The organism is Algoriphagus sp. (assembly GCF_029254265.1).
GTDB lineage: Bacteria > Bacteroidota > Bacteroidia > Cytophagales > Cyclobacteriaceae > Algoriphagus.
The window spans coordinates 14492-31191 of the sequence record NZ_JAQWXX010000047.1; the positions used below are offsets into that span (position 1 = coordinate 14492).

Sequence of the window (16700 nt, forward strand, 5' to 3'; positions counted from 1 at the left end):
GTATAAATCGTAAAATCTGATTTGTTTTTTTATCAATTATATAATTACATTCGGAAATAGCTTCGGCTCTCAAACCTTATAAAAATTCTGAAAAAGTTCAAAATTTAATTAAAAACCTATGAAGTATTTTGTACCTCTATTTGCTCAAGATGTAGGAGCAACAGCAGATTTATCCGCAGAAATCGCCCAAGGACTATTTACCACCAATAATGTTTGGATGATGCTTTCCACCGCACTGGTCTTTATTATGCACTTGGGCTTTGCCGGTGTTGAGACTGGATTTGGACAAGCTAAAAACACGGTAAATATTCTTTTTAAAAATACGATTACGCCCATCTTAGGTATTTTAACCTATGCGTTAGTCGGTTTTTTCTTAATGTATCCTGGATTTGAGACTCCTGGATGGTTTGCTTTTGACCTTTCTGGTTGGAAGATGTTTTGGTTTTCCCCATCAGATGCAGATGTTTCAATCGGATATGCTGATGGAGGATATACTTATTGGACAGATTTTTTATTCCAAGGGATGTTTGCTGCAACAGCCGCGACTATTGTATCTGGAGCAATAGCTGAGCGAGTGAAACTGTCTGCTTATCTGATCTTTACTTTATTTTTTGTCGGAATAGTTTATCCCTTGATTGGAAGTTGGAAATGGGGAGGTGGAGCTTTAGATGCTATGGGCTTTTATGATTTTGCAGGTAGTACATTGGTTCACTCTGTAGGAGGATGGGGAGCTTTGGCAGGTGTAATCCTGGTTGGTCCTAGAATCGGTAAATATGTAAATGGGAAAACAGTAGATAAACCTGGAGCATCTGTTCCGCTAGCTGTTATAGGAGTTTTTATGCTTTGGCTAGGTTGGTTTGGATTTAATGGCGGTTCTGTTTTATCTGCAGATCCGGCACTTGTTTCCTTTGTTTTAGTCACTACCTCTCTTGGTGCTTGTGCTGGAGGTATCGGCGGTTTTCTGGCAGGTAATTTAGTTTTTAAGCGACTTGATTTGGGGATGATGCTTAATGGAGTGCTTGCAGGACTTGTTGGCATCACAGCAGGAGCAGATGTTATTACTCCTGCTTCAGCAGTGATTATAGGATTAGTAGCAGGAGTCTTGGTAGTTTATTCTGCTGTTTTATTGGATAAGTTGAAACTTGATGACGTGGTAGGTGCTGTCTCAGTTCACCTGACTTGCGGCGTATGGGGGACTTTAGCAGTAGGGATTTTCTCAACCAACCCCGAGCATACTTTTCTTACTCAACTTACCGGCGTAGCGATTTGTGGTGCAATGGCATTCAGTTCCGCGTTCGTTATCTTTTTTGTTTTAAAGAAGACTATAGGTATCAGAGTGTCTGAGGCTCACGAGAAGAGTGGTCTTGATTCTCATGAACATGGAATTCGAGGCTATACAATCGTCTATGATGAATAGTCAAATCTAAATTAAAGAACCCCTCCGGCGAAAAAAATACCACTCTCTTTCATCCGGATGGGGTCCTGCTAGTCAACTCTATCATTCACTAACATTCAAATTTAACATGAAAAGATTTATTCTGTTTTCAATTACTTTCCTAATTGTATATTCTCCGCTTCTTTTTGCTCAAGAAGAAGCAGTCATAGTAGAAATAGTAGAGGAGGAGGAACCCTCTACCTTGACCTTGTCGGGATCAGTAGATGCCTATTTTAGAACCAATTTCAATGCTCCAAATAAAGGAGAGAATTTTATGGCGCCAGCTTCGTCTTTTGGAAATCTTCCCGGGTTTGCATTGGGTATGGCAAATATCATTGCCACTTATGAAGGAAAAAATGTAGGAGCTGTTGCAGATTTAGTTTTTGGCCCAAGAGGTGAAGATGCTGTTTTTGGATCTCCTTTGTATGCTGGTGGTATGGCCGGAAGCTCTCAAATTATCAATCAATTGTATGTGTATTGGAATGTGAATGAGACGGTTACTTTGACATTTGGAAATTTTAATACCTTTCTAGGATACGAGGTGATCTCTCCAACGGGTAACTTTAATTATTCAACCTCCTACATGTTTTCATATGGACCATTTTCACATACAGGTTTAAAAGCCGATTTTGCTCTTTCAGATAAATGGTCTTTTATGGCCTCAGTAATGAATCCAACAGATATGACAGAATTCAACTTGAGCGGAACTTATACTTTGGGTGCTCAGCTTGGATATTCGACTGATGCAGGTAGTACTTATTTAAACTTTGTCTATGGTGATCAAGACGGTAGATTAGAGAATGATGGAAGTTTGATCACAGATCAATCCTCAGCAGGAAATACCTTTCAAATAGATTTAACTACATGCTTTAATCTGTCTGAGAAATTGTTTCTTGGTGTAAACACCACATACAACACTACTTCTTCCGGGGAGTTCTTCTCCGGGTCAGATATTCAGGATTCTGACGGTGATGGTTCAGGCTTTTACGGGTTTGCAGGGTATTTGCAGGCAACCACTTCCGATAAATTTGCAATCGGACTACGAGGAGAATATTTCAGCGTATTCAATGGAGGACTTGAGGGAGTGGTAGGTGTAAATGGCGAAGGAGATGGAAATGTTTTTGCGATGACATTATCTGGAAATGCTAAAATCAGTAAGAACCTAACTCTTATTCCTGAATTGAGATTAGACTCAATGGGGGAAGAATTTTTCATGAATCAAGATTTAAATCCAAGCAAGTCTCTTGCATCCTTCTTGATAGCAGCAGTGTTTTCCTTCTAAATTATTAAACAGGGTCTATTGTGAATTAAGCCGAGTTGAATTTCAACTCGGTTTTTTTATTTTCATGTGTATTTATCGTAAATGAGTTTTAAAAAATATTTCTTTTTGAAAATTATATAGACTAAGTCAAACTTGAGGTTATTCCTAGGATCTAAAATGTGTTGTTATACAATTAATTAAAGAATATAATTTTTCATTTCATTAGAAATCTTTTAAAAAAGATTGAATGAATATGAACATTTTTTTAATCAGACAGTATATCTTGGTACAACCCAAATATACTAGTCATGAAAAGTTTGTCTCTTTTTGTAGCTATTTTCTTAACTTGTGCTACTGCTTTTTCGCAGGATTTTCTAAATGGTCCTGCAGCAAAAAACACTAAGGTAGGAAAGGCTTCTACAAATGACCTTAGTTTAGTTTTTGATAATACCCCTCAATTAGTTAAAGGTCCCAATTCGAAGAATTTTAAAGTTTGGAACAAGCAAAGCAATGCTATTAAAATAAGAACACGAAAAAACATAAATAATCCGAAAGGGCTTCAAGCCAAAAACAGAAAGGTCTGGGAGGAATCAAATCGAATAGAAGTAACTAGTAAAGCTGCATACCAATTGCCAAAAAGTATGAAAAGGCGAAAAATTTGGTGGCATTAATAATTTTAAAGCTCGTAGCTTTCGAGCTTTTTTGTTTTAAAGATCTTGCTCCCGCTCTAGCATCAAAATGCTATGCTGAGGTACAATAAAATATTTTTCTCCCTCATAAATCACTTCGTGCGATCCAGATAACAAGAAAATAGCTAAATCTCCTTCTTTTGCTTGGAGTGGAACATATTTTACTTTTTCATCCGAATCCATCCAAGGTTCAGGATCTTCAGTTTGAATTGGAATAGGGTAGCCAGGACCAGCTTTGATGATATAGCCTTGTTGAACTTTCTCTTTTTCCTGTATTCCAGGAGGAAGATATAGTCCAGAGCCTGTCTTTTCATTTGGTCGTTTTAGTCGAATCAAGACTCGATCTCCTACGATGATGAGTTTTTTCAGTTTGTTTTCAGCTGTTAGTTGCATTCGATATAATTTCTAAAGTCAACAAAGAAGAGCCAAGAACCATGATTCTTTAATCCGGATTCTTGGCTCTTAAAATAATAACGGCATCTGATTTTCACAGATGCCGATTTATTGGTTTAGCTATGATTTACTTTTTGTCTTCACTTACTTCCTCATAGTCAACATCAGATACCCCGTCCCCGTTAGTTCCGTCATTGCTTCCTGCATTGACATCCGGTCCACCTTGTGCACCTTCAGCGCCAGCTGCATTGTACATTTCAGAAGACGCAGCTTCCCAAGCTTTGTTAAGTCCATCCATCGCAGTATCGATACCTTCAATATTTTGCGACTGATGAGCTGCCTTTAACGTGGCAAGTGCAGATTCGATTGCTGATTTATTTCCTTCAGAAAGTTTATCACCGTACTCTTTCAACTGCTTTTCAGTTTGGAATACTAAGCTATCCGCTTGATTTAGCTTGTCAACTTTTTCTTTTTCAACTTTGTCTGTTGCAGCATTTGCCTCTGCTTCAGCTTTCATTCGCTCGATTTCTTCCTTAGAAAGACCTGAAGAAGCTTCAATCTTGATTTTCTGCTCTTTCCCAGTTCCCTTATCTTTTGCAGATACATTGAGGATACCGTTGGCATCAATATCGAAAGTCACTTCGATCTGAGGAACTCCACGCTGTGCAGGTGGAATGTCAGCCATTTGGAATCTACCAATTGTTCTGTTGTCTTTAGCCATTGCTCGCTCTCCTTGAAGCACATGAATATCTACCGCTGGCTGGTTGTCAGCCGCAGTTGAGAACACTTCAGACTTCTTGGTCGGGATAGTTGTATTTGATTCGATCAGTTTGGTGAATACACCGCCCATTGTCTCGATTCCTAAAGAGAGTGGAGTCACATCCAAAAGTAGGACATCCTTCACTTCACCAGTTAATACACCACCTTGGATAGCAGCTCCGATTGCAACTACTTCATCTGGATTTACACCTTTAGAAGGTTTTTTTCCAAAGAACTTCTCAACTTCTTCCTGGATTTTTGGGATTCGAGTAGATCCTCCAACCAAGATGACTTCGTCAATCTCTGAAGGCTTCATTCCCGCATCAGCCAATGCTTTCTTACAAGGTTCCATTGATCTTCTGACTAAATCTTCAGAAAGTTGCTCAAATTTTGCCCGGCTCAAAGTTCTTACCAAGTGCTTTGGTCCAGTCTGAGTTGCAGTGATATAAGGCAAGTTAATTTCTGTAGAAGCAGAGCTTGAGAGCTCAATTTTTGCTTTTTCAGCAGCTTCTTTTAATCGCTGAAGGGCCATCGGATCTTGTCTCAAGTCGATTTGCTCTTCTGCTTTAAACTCATCTGCTAACCAGTTGATGATCACTTGATCGAAATCATCTCCACCTAGGTGAACATCACCGTTGGTAGATTTCACTTCGAATACACCATCACCAAGTTCGAGAACTGAAATATCGAATGTACCACCACCGAGGTCATACACTGCAATTTTCATGTCCTGATTTTTCTTATCCATTCCATAAGCCAACGCTGCTGCAGTAGGCTCATTGATAATACGTTTCACTTCAAGACCAGCGATCTGACCAGCTTCTTTTGTTGCTTGACGCTCAGCATCATTGAAATATGCAGGAACGGTAATTACCGCTTCGGTTACTGCTTGTCCTAAGAAATCCTCAGCCGTAGTCTTCATTTTCTGAAGAATCATTGCAGAAAGCTCCTGAGGAGTGTATGACCTATCACCGATTTTGATTGCTACGGTATCATTAGGCCCTTTTTCTACTTTATAAGAGGCATGTTTTTTCTCTTCGGTAATTTCGGAGAATTTTTTCCCCATAAATCTTTTTACGGATGAAATGGTGTTTTGAGGATTTGTGATCGCCTGTCTTTTGGCAGGGTCTCCTACTTTCCGCTCTCCATTCCCGTTGTCAAGAAAAGCCACGATAGAAGGTGTGGTTCTTCTTCCTTCACTGTTTTGAATTACTACAGGTTCATTACCCTCCATTACAGCTACGCAGGAGTTGGTAGTACCCAAGTCAATGCCGATAATTTTTCCCATGATTATAAATTTTATTTAGTTTCAGTTTTAATACATTTCCCTTTCTTCAAGTCATGTGCCATCCCAGTATCTTTGGATTATTGTGTCAGATTGGCAGAAAACTTGCCAATAACTTTCTGGTTTCCTTCCGAAAATGTCAAGGATCCATTGTCAGGCTCTTCTAACTGACAGTTTTTATGATTTCTTTTCTCCCTGCAACTATTTAGTGATTGCCTGCATCTTATCTATAATGAGAAAGTTTTTCTATTTAGGAAATCGAAAAGAATTATTGCGATGGATTCTTGTATTTTGTCTTGGAATTGCATTTTTCAAAGTAGAATGGAAGCTTGAACTGCTAGATCCGCTTTGGGTCCAACTCAAAACTCTCGAAAATTCTTTAATTAATTTCTTCAGGTAAGAAGCAGAATTTCTGATGGAGAGGGCTTATTTTTGAATCATGAATTCAGCCTTGCGAGTCCAGGATATTTTTATCTACCCTATAAAGTCTCTACGGGGAATTCGAGTAGAATCTGCAAAAGTCTTGGAGCGTGGTTTTCAATATGACCGCCGCTGGATGCTGGTAGATCGAACTGGATTATTCCTCACGCAGCGGACTCATCCTCAAATGGCATTGATTAAGGTCGATTTACGAGAGGACCATCTCATTGTGTCAAGTCCATTAGCTCAGGATAATTCCCTGAAAATCCCATTTGACCTTCAGCTAGATTCACAAATTGAAGTGGAGATTTGGGATGATCGCCTTTCGGCAAATCTAGTAGATCCAACTATTGATCAATGGTTCTCTGAAATCTTAGGTATTGATTGTCAATTGGTACGAATGCCTGAATCAGGACAACGAAAAGTAAGTCCGAAATATGCTATCAATAAGGAGTTTGTGAGTTTTGCCGATGGTATGCCATATTTAATAATTGGGCAAGAATCACTTCATCATTTGAATTCAAAGTTGACTCATCCGGTTCCTATGAATCGATTCCGTCCAAATATTGTCTTTTCGGGAGGAGAAAGCTTTATAGAAGACGGCTGGAAAAACATCAAAATCGGAGACGTAGATTTCTGTATAGTCAAACCCTGTGCTCGTTGTGTATTGATCACAGTCGATCAAGAATCTGGAGTAAACGGTAAAGAACCGCTTAAGACTCTTGCATCTTACCGTACACTTAATAATAAAGTATACTTTGGTCAAAATGCCCTTTCTCTCCAAGAAGGATATGTCCGGATAGGAGATTCAATTCAACTAATATGATCAGCAAGCGATATTATCGACTTATTGCCCTCTGGGTATTGACAGAGACATTTCTCGGTGGATTATTACATGCTTTTCGAATTCCGCTTGCCGGGGTGTTTATCGCATGCTTTTCGGCACTATTTATTTCCTTGATTTTTACCGCTACGGGCAGTTCAAGAAAATTGATTCATGCCACACTAATCGTTTTGGTATTTAAGATGCTACTTAGTCCACATGCACCACTTGGAGCATTTTTATCAGTTGCATTACAAGGGGCTTTTGGAGCAATTATTCTCTCATTAGTTCCTTCTCAGAAAGCTGGAAGAATGCTTGTCACCGTTTTTGCATACCTGCAGTCAGCCACTATGAAACTCATCAGTTTGACGATTATTTTTGGAATGGGCTTTTGGGATGCACTAGATGAGTTTATGGGCTCCATTGTAGACTATTTCCCGTTTTTATCTACGATTCTTAGTGCCAAGAATTTGGTGTTGAGTTACCTTGGAATTTACCTGGCGACAGGAATCATTGCTGGATGGATGATTGGGAAAGTGACTCTAACTGCAAAGCGAACACTAGTTAATACGGGAGAAGAACAGATTGCAACCTCTGCCAAAAAGAATCGGAAAATAAATTTCGAGTGGTCTATCATCGCATTTTTGGCAGTTATTTATTTTATCCCAGTAATCCCAGCATCTTTTAGAGAAATGAGTTTAAGAGCAGCAATTATCCTCACAGCTTGGCAATTGGTTTTGGGGCCATTGGTTAAAAAGGCTCTTTTCGCTTTTCTTGGAAAAAGAAGATCAGGATTACTTCGGGAAATCAACCTGATCGAAGGGATTCTTCCCGAATTGCGTAATAATCTTAAAATCTCCTGGAGAGCTGCTTCAGGTCAAAAAACCTTTCAGCGAATTCCTTTTTTTGTAAAAACATGGGTACAGATAAGTCTTTAAGGGTCGTCATTCTTACTGGCGAAAAAAGAGCAGGGAAAACCACTTGGCTTCAGAAGCATAAAAGTGATTCGGCAGGTTTTCTCAGTCCTTTTATTTTAGAGAAAAGAAATTTTTTATTGATTCCTAATCAGATCGCTATCCCAATGGAGGAACTTGGTGGCAGCCTAAAAGTGGGGAAATATTCATTTTCTAACCAATCTTTTGAGCGTGTGGAAAGCCACGTTCGTAATCAATTCGACGAACCCGAATTGATTTTTGATGAAATCGGTCCCTTAGAATTTAAAGGAGAAGGTTTCGCTGAGCTGCTTCGATATACACTTCAGAATTACTCAGGTAAATTGGTGATAGTCCTCAGATCAGGGATTGTAGAAGAGGCAATCGAGACCTTTCAGCTCGATCGCTTTCCGCTAACTGTGATTGATTTTGAGCAGTTGAAGAACTCTGACGAGACGGATCTGAATTTTTAATAATTCTTTACTGTCTCAATAAATACCTTCACCATCGCTGGATTAATGTCTGGATACACACCATGTCCAAGATTGGCAATATGACGTGTCCCCTTAAATTGATCCATCATATCAATGGTAGCTTGCCTCACTTGATCAGGATTGCCATATAAAGCTGCGGGGTCTAGGTTCCCTTGGAGGGTTTTGTTTGTGCCAATTAATTTTCTGGATTCAGCTATTCCCATATTCCAATCCAGTCCAATAGTTTCACAGTTTAGCTTCCCCATTTCTTCTCGAGCAAAGAAAGCTCCTTTGGCAAAAACTGTTTTTGGCACTTCACTGATTGCATCGCAAATCTGTGAAATGTATGGATACGAAAATTCAGCATATTGCTTTGGCCCTAAAATCCCAGCCCAGCTATCAAAAATCTGGACTAAATCAGCTCCAGCCTTGACCTGTGCTTTCAGGTAATTGATGGTGCTGTCAGTGATCATCTGGAGCAACTGATGTGAAAATTTTGGTTGGGTGTATAGCATTTCTCGTGCTTTGGAGAAAGTCTTTGAACCCGATCCTTCGACCATGTAAGCAAAAATAGTCCAAGGCGCTCCAGCAAATCCGATAAGAGGAACTCGGCCAGCTAGATTTTTCTTAGTGATTTCAATCGCTTTGATCACATAACTGAGGTCATTTGCCCCATCGGCTACTCGAAGTTTTTTTAGATCTGACTCTGATCTAACTGTATTTGGAAAAAAAGGGCCTCTTTTCTCTACCATTTCGTAAGGCAAGCCCATAGCTTCAGGGATCACAAGAATATCCGAAAAAATGATAGCAGCATCAACTCCAAGAATATCTACAGGCTGAATGGTCACTTCCGAAGCGAGTTCAGGAGTTTGTGCAAGCTCTATGAACCCACTTACACTTTCTCTGACAGCCCGATATTCTGGTAAAATTCTACCTGCTTGGCGCATGAGCCAAACCGGCGTTCTTTCTATTTTCTCTCCCTTTGCAGCTCTCAGCAGCAAGTCATTTTGTAATTGCATGGGCGCAAAGATAAGGAGCAAATTTTATTTGGACTGCGGAAAATCAGAACATAAAAAAAACAGGAGGGAGATTTCTCCTTCCTGTTTGTGGTAATCTGTTGGTTTAGGTAATATGCTTTGAGTTTTGATTACTTTTTCAGGTCAATTCTCTTAAAATCCTCGTCTTTCAAGCCAAGCATGGCAGTGACTGCCTCATAGTTGGTGAAGTCGATTCTACTAGAGGCATAATCTCCTGGAACGACAATCACCCTAAATAATTGATTTAATCTCCATTCTTCTCCGAGACTAGCAGGATTGATAGCTCCGTCTAGGAATAAGCGGAAATCATCTTGCGTGAAATCATAATTGTAGATCAATACTCCCCCTTCATTGAAGAAAACGGTCTGAGGAAGGGCTCTCCAAACAGATTTACCTCCGTCTATCTCCCATTCGATAAAAGCCAAAACCACATCGCTTTCGATGATGGCAGGATCAAATCTGAGTTGTTCACTGTAATTGTTCTGTTCAGTAAAATCAACCTCTACTTCGAATACTTCTGAAACAATATTTACGCCATCTAGCCCGTCCAGTCCGTCAAATCCCGGAGGTCCCTGTGGACCTTCACATGCCTGAAAGCCGATTAGAGTAATGATCGAGAGAGCAAGTAAGTTTAGCTTTTTCATAGTGTTTGGTGTTAGGTATGGTTTCTTTCACGAGAAACGATAAAATTTTGTTCGTTAAAAAAGCTTAATCACCATATAAGTGTTTGAAAAACAAGTTTTAAAAAAATGATCAACTTTAAGTATGCTCCTAGAATTACTTCAAAAGTGCAAGGACATGGACCTCCTCTTCGGATATAATCTTGTCAATAAAAATCCCATTAAGCTCCAGCCCATTTTCTTGAGCATAGGTTTCTAGTTTTTCTTTGATCGTATCCGGTCCCGGCATCACCCATCTACTCCCGGAGATTTTAGCTATCAAATAGCCATTTGCGTCAAAAGTCTTAAACTCAAAATCATTCAGGGGTACAGCTTGATTAATTCCAACGAAAACCTTCATGGTGTCTAATTTTCCCGCTGGTTCTACCTCGTAAATCGTATGGAGATACGTTCCTGGTTTTAGACCTTTTTGAGTCTGGATTTCTTCGAAATAATTAGCAAGTTTTTCATCCTGAGGAATCCCCTCAAAGGTTCTGCCAGCAAGGCTTTCAGGCTTGGAATTAACTAGTTCAATGATGATGGGATTATTACCTCCCAGCCTGTCAAACCCCCAATATCCAAGCACTGCTACTAAGACCAAAAAAATCAGTCCATATAAAACACGTTTTTTCATTGTCAGAAAATATATCTGATTCCAATTGCCCCTTGGCCTTTGACATGACCCACTCGATCCAGGAGTTCTAAGAAAAAGCCAGCCTCAGCAAAAATATTTATTGGAAGGTCATCAAAGTAATATTCTGCACCGATAAAAGCCTCTGGACCAAAGTCAACATTTGTTCGCTGCTCCTCAAGCAATGGTACTCCAGGCTGACTTACTATCCCTGTTGCATAGGTATAGGTTATATTTGCCGTCCGCAACTGAATCCCAGCACCTCCATAACCGAGTAAATAACCTTGCTCGATTCCAAAAGTCTCTGTAAAATCCTCATTGTATGCCATTCTTGCATTGATTGAAATTCCTTTTTGGGAAGAGTGGGCAACATAAAAGGCATTATTACTAGGCGGATTGTTTTCAAAATCACGTTGGTAATAGCTATTACCGTTAAGTCCAGCACTTCCTAGCATAAACTCATATGAAATGTAATCTGAGATAAAGTCTTTGTAAGTAATCGAAAGTGGCTCACCAAGTCTGATACCAATGCTCCGCTCTTGAGCGAAAGTGAAAAAAGGAATAAATAAGATTGCTAGTATGATTTTGTACTTCATGATTGATTAATATTTTTCCGAATTGTCGCAAAAATCAGGCTAGATCGCCATCGTTTTAAGTTGCATCTGATGCAATTGGGTATAGTAGCCACCGAGGTCAAGCAAATAGTCATGAGTACCCGTTTCGACTATTTCGCCTTTGTTGAGTACAATAATCTTATCTGCTTTTTGAATCGTGGAAAGTCTATGGGCAATCACGATGGAGGTTCGATCCTTCATCATTTTATCAATCGCTTCTTGGATCAGTTCTTCCGTTTCTGTATCCACGGAGGAGGTGGCTTCATCCAAAATGATGATTTCCGGATTATAGACCATTGCCCGAACAAAAGAGATCAATTGGCGCTGACCTACCGATAGTGTGGCTCCTCGCTCCATTACATTATAATCTAATCCTCCAGGTAATCGCTCGATAAATCGTTTCGCACCTACTAATTCAGCGGCATACATCACTTGTTCTCTGGTGATTTCTGGATTGCCAAGCGTGATATTATAATAGATCGTATTTGAAAATAAGAAAACATCCTGCATGACGACACCAATATGCTTTCGCAAAATACCCAGCTCAAAATCTCTGATGTTATGACCATCGATACTAATCGATCCTTTGCTGATTTCATAAAACCGTGAAATCAAATTTATAATTGAAGATTTTCCTGCACCTGTAGCTCCGACCAAGGCAACTGTTTGGCCTGGTTTAACCTCAAAATTGATGTCTTTAAGCACATAATCTTCGTCGACATATGCAAACCAAACATTCTTCAATTCAATATGTCCTTTCAATTTTTCAGGGGCAAAGCTCCCTTCATTGTCGATATGTTCTTTGCTTTCGAGCAGTTTGAAGATTCTTGAAGAACTAACCACGCCCATTTGAAGCGTATTGAATCGGTCTGCAATCATTCGAATCGGTCGGAAAAACAATTGCAGATACATGATGAAGGAAATCAAAACACCGATTTGCAAATCCATACCCAAAACGCCTACTGCTCCATACCATACCACTAGTCCAATCCCAATCGCTTGGATGATCTCTGCGACAGGGAAATAAATCGAATAATAGAGTACTGATCGGATATGTGCTCGTGCATGTTCTTTGTTGATCTCCTCAAACTTTGCGAATTCTCTTTTTTCACGATTGAAGATCTGCACAATATTCATCCCTGTAATATGCTCTTGCAAGAATGAATTGAGGTTGGAAACTGCGTTCCGAACATCATTAAAGGTGACTTTGATTTTTTCCTTGAAAACATAGGTAGAAATGACCATCAAAGGAAGTGTACATAAACTTACCAAGGTCAATTTCCAATCAATGTAAAACATCACGGCAAGAATCGTGACCAACTGAAGTAAATCTCCAATGATAGCCGCCAAACCTTCGCTAAATACATCAGCCAAAGTTTCAATGTCTGAAATATTTCGAGTTACCAATCGACCAATTGGGGTGTTATCAAAAAATTTCAACCGGAGCTTGAGCAAATGCTGATAGAGCTGAACCCTGATGTCCCGAATTATCACTTGGCCGATCCAACCTGAATAATAGGTATGTGCCCATTGAACCAAGGCCTGAAGAATCATCAAACCAACAAGGAGATAGATGATCTTAAGCAAACCTGCTCCATCACCTACCGTAACATAGTCGTCAATAGCAACCTGAATAAAGTATGGGCGAGTCGGTGCTAACAATGCCAGTGCAATTGTCAAAAACACTAAAAAGTAGAATTGTGGCTTATAGGGCTTTACAAAATTGTATAGCTTCTTGAGGACTTTGGTGTCTACAATTTCTCCGGAGGATTCTTTTTCTTTTTCTAAGCTCAAAATATTTTAATCTAAATAGATTTCTTCAGGATACTCGATACGACTCAAAAACAAACCTTTAGCAGGTGCTGATTTTCCCGCTTTTTTCCGGTCTCTTGACAGGATAATTTGATCCATTTCATCAGCTTTTCTATGATGGTACCCGACTTCCAACAGTGTTCCCACAATAGCTCTGACCATTCCCCTGAGAAATCGATTGGCGGTTATATGAAATAACAATTCTCCGTCTTTTTGTTCCCAATAGGCAGACATTATTTGACATCGGAAATGTTTCACTGCTGTATTCACTTTGCTAAAACACTCGAAATCCTCATGTTTCAATAACACTTCCGCAGCTAGATTCATCTGGGTAATATCAGGATTGTAATAACACCTCCAGGCTAATTCATCCAAGAATGGGTTTTTACGAAAGATTATCCTATAAACATAAGATCGTTTTTTAGCGCCAAATCTCGCATGCGCGGTATAGGTCACTTGGCGAATGGAATGTATGGCTATTTCCTTTGGGAGAATACCATTTATTGCTTTGAGGAACTTTTCCTTTTCAAACGGTAAATCTGTATCAAAGTGACATACCTGCATACTGGCATGAACGCCAGTATCTGTCCGACCACTTCCAACTACGGTGAGGGGTGTCCTGAAATAGGTGCTCAGTGCTGATTCGATAGATTCTTGTACAGAAAAGGCATTTTCTTGGATTTGCCAACCATGAAAAGGGGTGCCTTTGTAGCTCAATTCCAGAAAAAAACGCTTGACTCCACTCATAAGTTTGCAAAGATACTATTCCCCTTCAATTCCGCGAAGAAACTTCCTTTCCTTGGAAAGCATTTCAGAACCGCTTTTCTTTGCAAAAAAATAAACAACAATGATTCAACGCGTACAAACCATATTCTTGTTTTTAGTAGTCATTGCCATGGGTGTGACTATAGGAATGCCTCTTTGGGAGCAATTGCAAACTAATTCCGGAACAGGAGATTCTTGGAATCTTACTGCATTTGCTTTGAATAATTTTGATGCCTCGGGAGAATTGATTCAGTCTTCATCCAAATGGTATATCGGAACGCTGGCCGCTTTCGCTGGTCTTTTGGCCTTGATCTCGATTTTTCAATATGCCAACAGAGGTCGTCAAATGTTGATCAATATGATGAATAGCCTGGTGATGGTGGGTTTGGTAGTCGCTGTTTTCTTGACTACCAATGGTATAAACACAGCCATCAATGCACAAGAGGCAGGCACCTATCAAATCGGTTTTTGGACCATTTTGGTTGCTATGGTTGCTAATATGCTTGCCAATCGATTTATTCGGAAGGATGAGGCGCTAGTTCGGTCTGTGGATCGGATTAGATGAGCTAAATGCGAAAGATGAGATTTTAGAAAGAGGAATTCAATTCTGAAAAGAAAAATAGCCGGTTACATGCCGGCTATTTTTGTTTACCAAAACCGAATTCCGATGGTAGGATAGAAAGTTTTGAAATTTTCTGTCCCAATGATTCCTAATTGGATCGCAACATCTTTACTGATTTTTCTCCTATAGAATGCTTGCATTGTGGTACCTTGAAACAACAGGCTTTTATCAGGATTAACCAAAACCCCTATCCCAAAAGTGTTTGTAGAGTTTGACTTTGGATCACTTCGATCCCATCTGAACTCCAAATTTGCGAACCAATTACTATTGACTTTAATGTTTTTCTCGATTCGCTCAGGGAAATATATGGTGTTTGTAAAGGAAGCTCCAATGTCAAATTTTTTAAAGTTAAACATCATTTTCGCTCCAAACTGCGGAGTGAAATCTCCTCCCGTATAATCCATCCCCAGGACGAGTCCAAGTTCCAGTTGATCTATATGTGGTAAATAGTTCCTCTCGATATCAAGAATCACTGCATCCTCTTTTGTGATTGTATATTCTTCACTCAGCCGATAAGTCAATGATTTGAATTCTGGAAAGTCTGTCGTTTCCTTCAATATTTTTGTAAATCGAGACTTGAGTTCTTCTAATTGATATTCCTTATTATTAAAAAGCAGGAGTAATTTGCCTTCGTTTGGAAAGTCAAAAGATAATGTGTCGGTAACTGGAAACTCTAAATCCAGTTTTTCTATTTCGTTGCTGTGCAATTTATTTTTAATTTCCTGTGCAAAACTGCCTAAAGAAATAAGCATGGCGATGCCAGTGAGAAGCGTAAATCTTTTCATTTTCTTGAGTTTTAGAAATGTGGTTTAATTATTTTGTCCAAATCGGATCCGGCCCGAGCGACTAGATCTTCCGATTTGCTTTTCTTTTAATTTGAGAGGATCAGATTTCCCAAAGACTGTTTTTACCTGAAAATTAGTTGGTTTCAGCCCCCATGAAATCGTCACTTCGTGGAGGGTTTTTGCCTGATTTTGGTTTTCAACTATCGTTATAGAATCTTTTTCAGCAGGAAGAATGGGTGGCCTGTCACTAGCTATAAATTCAAAATCCGGAACTTCAATTGAAATCTCAGGTAGCTCTTCTTTTGGTGGATCTGTGATCTTTGTAGGTTTGGAAATAGGGGAGATAGCCTTGGGTGTTTCAGTTTTTGATTCTTCTTGAAACTTTATTTGAACCGGCAGATCGATCGCTGTTATTTCTGTTAGAGAATTCTGATCTGAGAATGGTAGCAGAACGTCGTCCACATCGTTCCAAGCAAATTTCGAAATCAATAGGATGCCAATAATTCCTGCCGCTATACCTAGGTATGGCCAAAGTAAGATTCGCTTTTTGTCTTGAAGTTTAGCGTTGATCTTTTCCCAGCTTTCGGCATTTGGCTCAAACTGGGGAAGGTTTTGAATGTGACCTTCGAGTTGATTTTCAAAACTCATCTTCCCTAGGATTTTGTCCCAGCTGTCTGATCTTGGCGTATGGTCGTTCAGTAGATCTTTCATGCCTGTAGGAGAGTTTTAAGTCGCTTTTTCAATAATCCTTTTGCGTAATTCAACTGAGACTTTGAGGTACTTTCGCTGATTCCGAGCAGTTTTGCACATTCATGATGTGAATATCCTTCCACACTTACGAGCATGAATACTGCACGAGCACCCGCTGGAAGATTCCGAATCGCCTGATCCAGAAGCTCAGTGTCAAACCAAGCGTTCAACTCTTCTTCGACTTCTTGATTTGCATGTTCCAATGGTTCAAAGCGAATCTTTTTCTTACTTTTTTTGATAGCCTTTCGGATTGTGATTGTTTTCATCCAACCAATTAAAGCTTCATGATGAGCTAGTTTTTTGAGATTCTGAAAGACTTCAACGTAGGTGTCTTGAAGAACATCATTGGCTTCGTCCTCCTCATTTAGAATTCGAAACGCCAAGGAATAAACCAAACGCTTTGTCAATTCAAATAATTGGAATTGTGCTTTTCGGTCGTTTTCGATGACCTTTTCGATTAATTCCTGATTTATTTGAATAAGACTCATTGGTTGGGGTTATATAAGGAAGAGTCGGTTAAACATAAAAAGGTTGGAAAACCTCAAAAAAAAACCG

General features: G+C 39.5%; 18 protein-coding genes. 7 read left to right on the top strand and 11 right to left on the bottom strand.

Translation table 11 applies throughout. The annotated features are described in order from the left end of the window. Window positions 1-118: 118 nt before the first annotated feature. From P8O16_RS06210 to P8O16_RS06220, 3 genes are all read left to right on the top strand, one after another. Complete coding sequence (locus P8O16_RS06210; RefSeq protein ID WP_300312066.1) at window positions 119-1417, top strand: ammonium transporter; 1299 nt, start codon at window positions 119-121, stop codon at window positions 1415-1417. 106 nt (window positions 1418-1523) lie between these two features. Next, complete coding sequence (locus P8O16_RS06215) at window positions 1524-2717, top strand: porin (RefSeq protein ID WP_300312068.1); 1194 nt, start codon at window positions 1524-1526, stop codon at window positions 2715-2717. 287 nt (window positions 2718-3004) lie between these two features. Next, window positions 3005-3367 (top strand): hypothetical protein, encoded by a 363-nt coding sequence (locus P8O16_RS06220; RefSeq protein ID WP_300312070.1) that lies wholly within the window; start codon window positions 3005-3007, stop codon window positions 3365-3367. A 36-nt stretch (window positions 3368-3403) separates the two neighbouring features. On the opposite strand, the gene P8O16_RS06225 is transcribed toward P8O16_RS06220, so the two are convergent. Then, a complete protein-coding gene (locus P8O16_RS06225) occupies window positions 3404-3778 on the bottom strand; it encodes a co-chaperone GroES family protein (RefSeq protein ID WP_075350611.1) in 375 nt (124 codons plus the stop codon). 127 nt (window positions 3779-3905) lie between these two features. Next, window positions 3906-5825 (bottom strand): molecular chaperone DnaK, encoded by a 1920-nt coding sequence (dnaK, locus tag P8O16_RS06230; protein ID WP_300312075.1) that lies wholly within the window; start codon window positions 5823-5825, stop codon window positions 3906-3908. A 436-nt stretch (window positions 5826-6261) separates the two neighbouring features. Between dnaK and P8O16_RS06235 the strand changes: the two genes are divergently transcribed. The 3 genes from P8O16_RS06235 to P8O16_RS06245 are packed head-to-tail and all read left to right on the top strand — an operon-like array spanning window position 6262 to window position 8470. Continuing rightward, window positions 6262-7068: an MOSC N-terminal beta barrel domain-containing protein gene (locus P8O16_RS06235; RefSeq protein ID WP_300312078.1), complete on the top strand. Its 807-nt coding sequence runs from the start codon at window positions 6262-6264 to the stop codon at window positions 7066-7068. Continuing rightward, on the top strand, window positions 7065-8003 hold the full coding sequence (locus P8O16_RS06240) for a hypothetical protein (RefSeq protein WP_300312082.1): 939 nt from the start codon (window positions 7065-7067) through the stop codon (window positions 8001-8003). Before P8O16_RS06235 ends, P8O16_RS06240 begins: the two co-directional genes overlap by 4 nt. After that, window positions 7982-8470, top strand: a complete 489-nt coding sequence (locus P8O16_RS06245; protein ID WP_300312085.1) for a nucleoside-triphosphatase — start codon at window positions 7982-7984, stop codon at window positions 8468-8470. The genes P8O16_RS06240 and P8O16_RS06245 overlap by 22 nt, the downstream gene beginning before the upstream one ends. Here the strand turns inward: P8O16_RS06245 and hemE are convergent. From hemE to truA, 6 genes are all read right to left on the bottom strand, one after another. Beyond that, window positions 8467-9489: a uroporphyrinogen decarboxylase gene (gene hemE / locus P8O16_RS06250; RefSeq protein ID WP_300312088.1), complete on the bottom strand. Its 1023-nt coding sequence runs from the start codon at window positions 9487-9489 to the stop codon at window positions 8467-8469. The two genes, P8O16_RS06245 and hemE, sit on opposite strands and share 4 nt — an antisense overlap. A gap of 128 nt (window positions 9490-9617) precedes the next feature. Then, window positions 9618-10151, bottom strand: a complete 534-nt coding sequence (locus P8O16_RS06255; protein WP_300312091.1) for a hypothetical protein — start codon at window positions 10149-10151, stop codon at window positions 9618-9620. Window positions 10152-10284: 133 nt separating this feature from the next. After that, on the bottom strand, window positions 10285-10800 hold the full coding sequence (locus P8O16_RS06260) for a hypothetical protein (protein ID WP_300312094.1): 516 nt from the start codon (window positions 10798-10800) through the stop codon (window positions 10285-10287). Between the two features lie 2 nt (window positions 10801-10802). Further along, on the bottom strand, window positions 10803-11393 hold the full coding sequence (locus tag P8O16_RS06265; protein WP_300312097.1) for a hypothetical protein: 591 nt from the start codon (window positions 11391-11393) through the stop codon (window positions 10803-10805). Between the two features lie 39 nt (window positions 11394-11432). Continuing rightward, complete coding sequence (locus P8O16_RS06270) at window positions 11433-13205, bottom strand: ABC transporter ATP-binding protein (protein ID WP_300312100.1); 1773 nt, start codon at window positions 13203-13205, stop codon at window positions 11433-11435. A 6-nt stretch (window positions 13206-13211) separates the two neighbouring features. Then, window positions 13212-13970 (bottom strand): tRNA pseudouridine(38-40) synthase TruA, encoded by a 759-nt coding sequence (gene truA, locus P8O16_RS06275; RefSeq protein WP_300312103.1) that lies wholly within the window; start codon window positions 13968-13970, stop codon window positions 13212-13214. A gap of 100 nt (window positions 13971-14070) precedes the next feature. Here truA and P8O16_RS06280 point away from each other — a divergent pair, with 100 nt between their 5' ends. Then, window positions 14071-14553, top strand: a complete 483-nt coding sequence (locus P8O16_RS06280; protein ID WP_300312106.1) for a DUF4293 domain-containing protein — start codon at window positions 14071-14073, stop codon at window positions 14551-14553. A gap of 83 nt (window positions 14554-14636) precedes the next feature. Here the strand turns inward: P8O16_RS06280 and P8O16_RS06285 are convergent, their stop codons facing one another. Genes P8O16_RS06285 through P8O16_RS06295 form a run of 3 tightly spaced genes read right to left on the bottom strand, consistent with a single transcriptional unit; the run spans window position 14637 to window position 16633 of the window. After that, on the bottom strand, window positions 14637-15395 hold the full coding sequence (locus P8O16_RS06285) for a hypothetical protein (protein ID WP_300312109.1): 759 nt from the start codon (window positions 15393-15395) through the stop codon (window positions 14637-14639). 24 nt (window positions 15396-15419) lie between these two features. Beyond that, entirely contained in the window at window positions 15420-16106 is a 687-nt protein-coding gene (locus P8O16_RS06290) for a hypothetical protein (protein WP_300312112.1), read from the bottom strand. Beyond that, window positions 16103-16633: an RNA polymerase sigma factor gene (locus tag P8O16_RS06295; protein WP_300312115.1), complete on the bottom strand. Its 531-nt coding sequence runs from the start codon at window positions 16631-16633 to the stop codon at window positions 16103-16105. Before P8O16_RS06295 ends, P8O16_RS06290 begins: the two co-directional genes overlap by 4 nt. Window positions 16634-16700 lie beyond the last annotated feature (67 nt).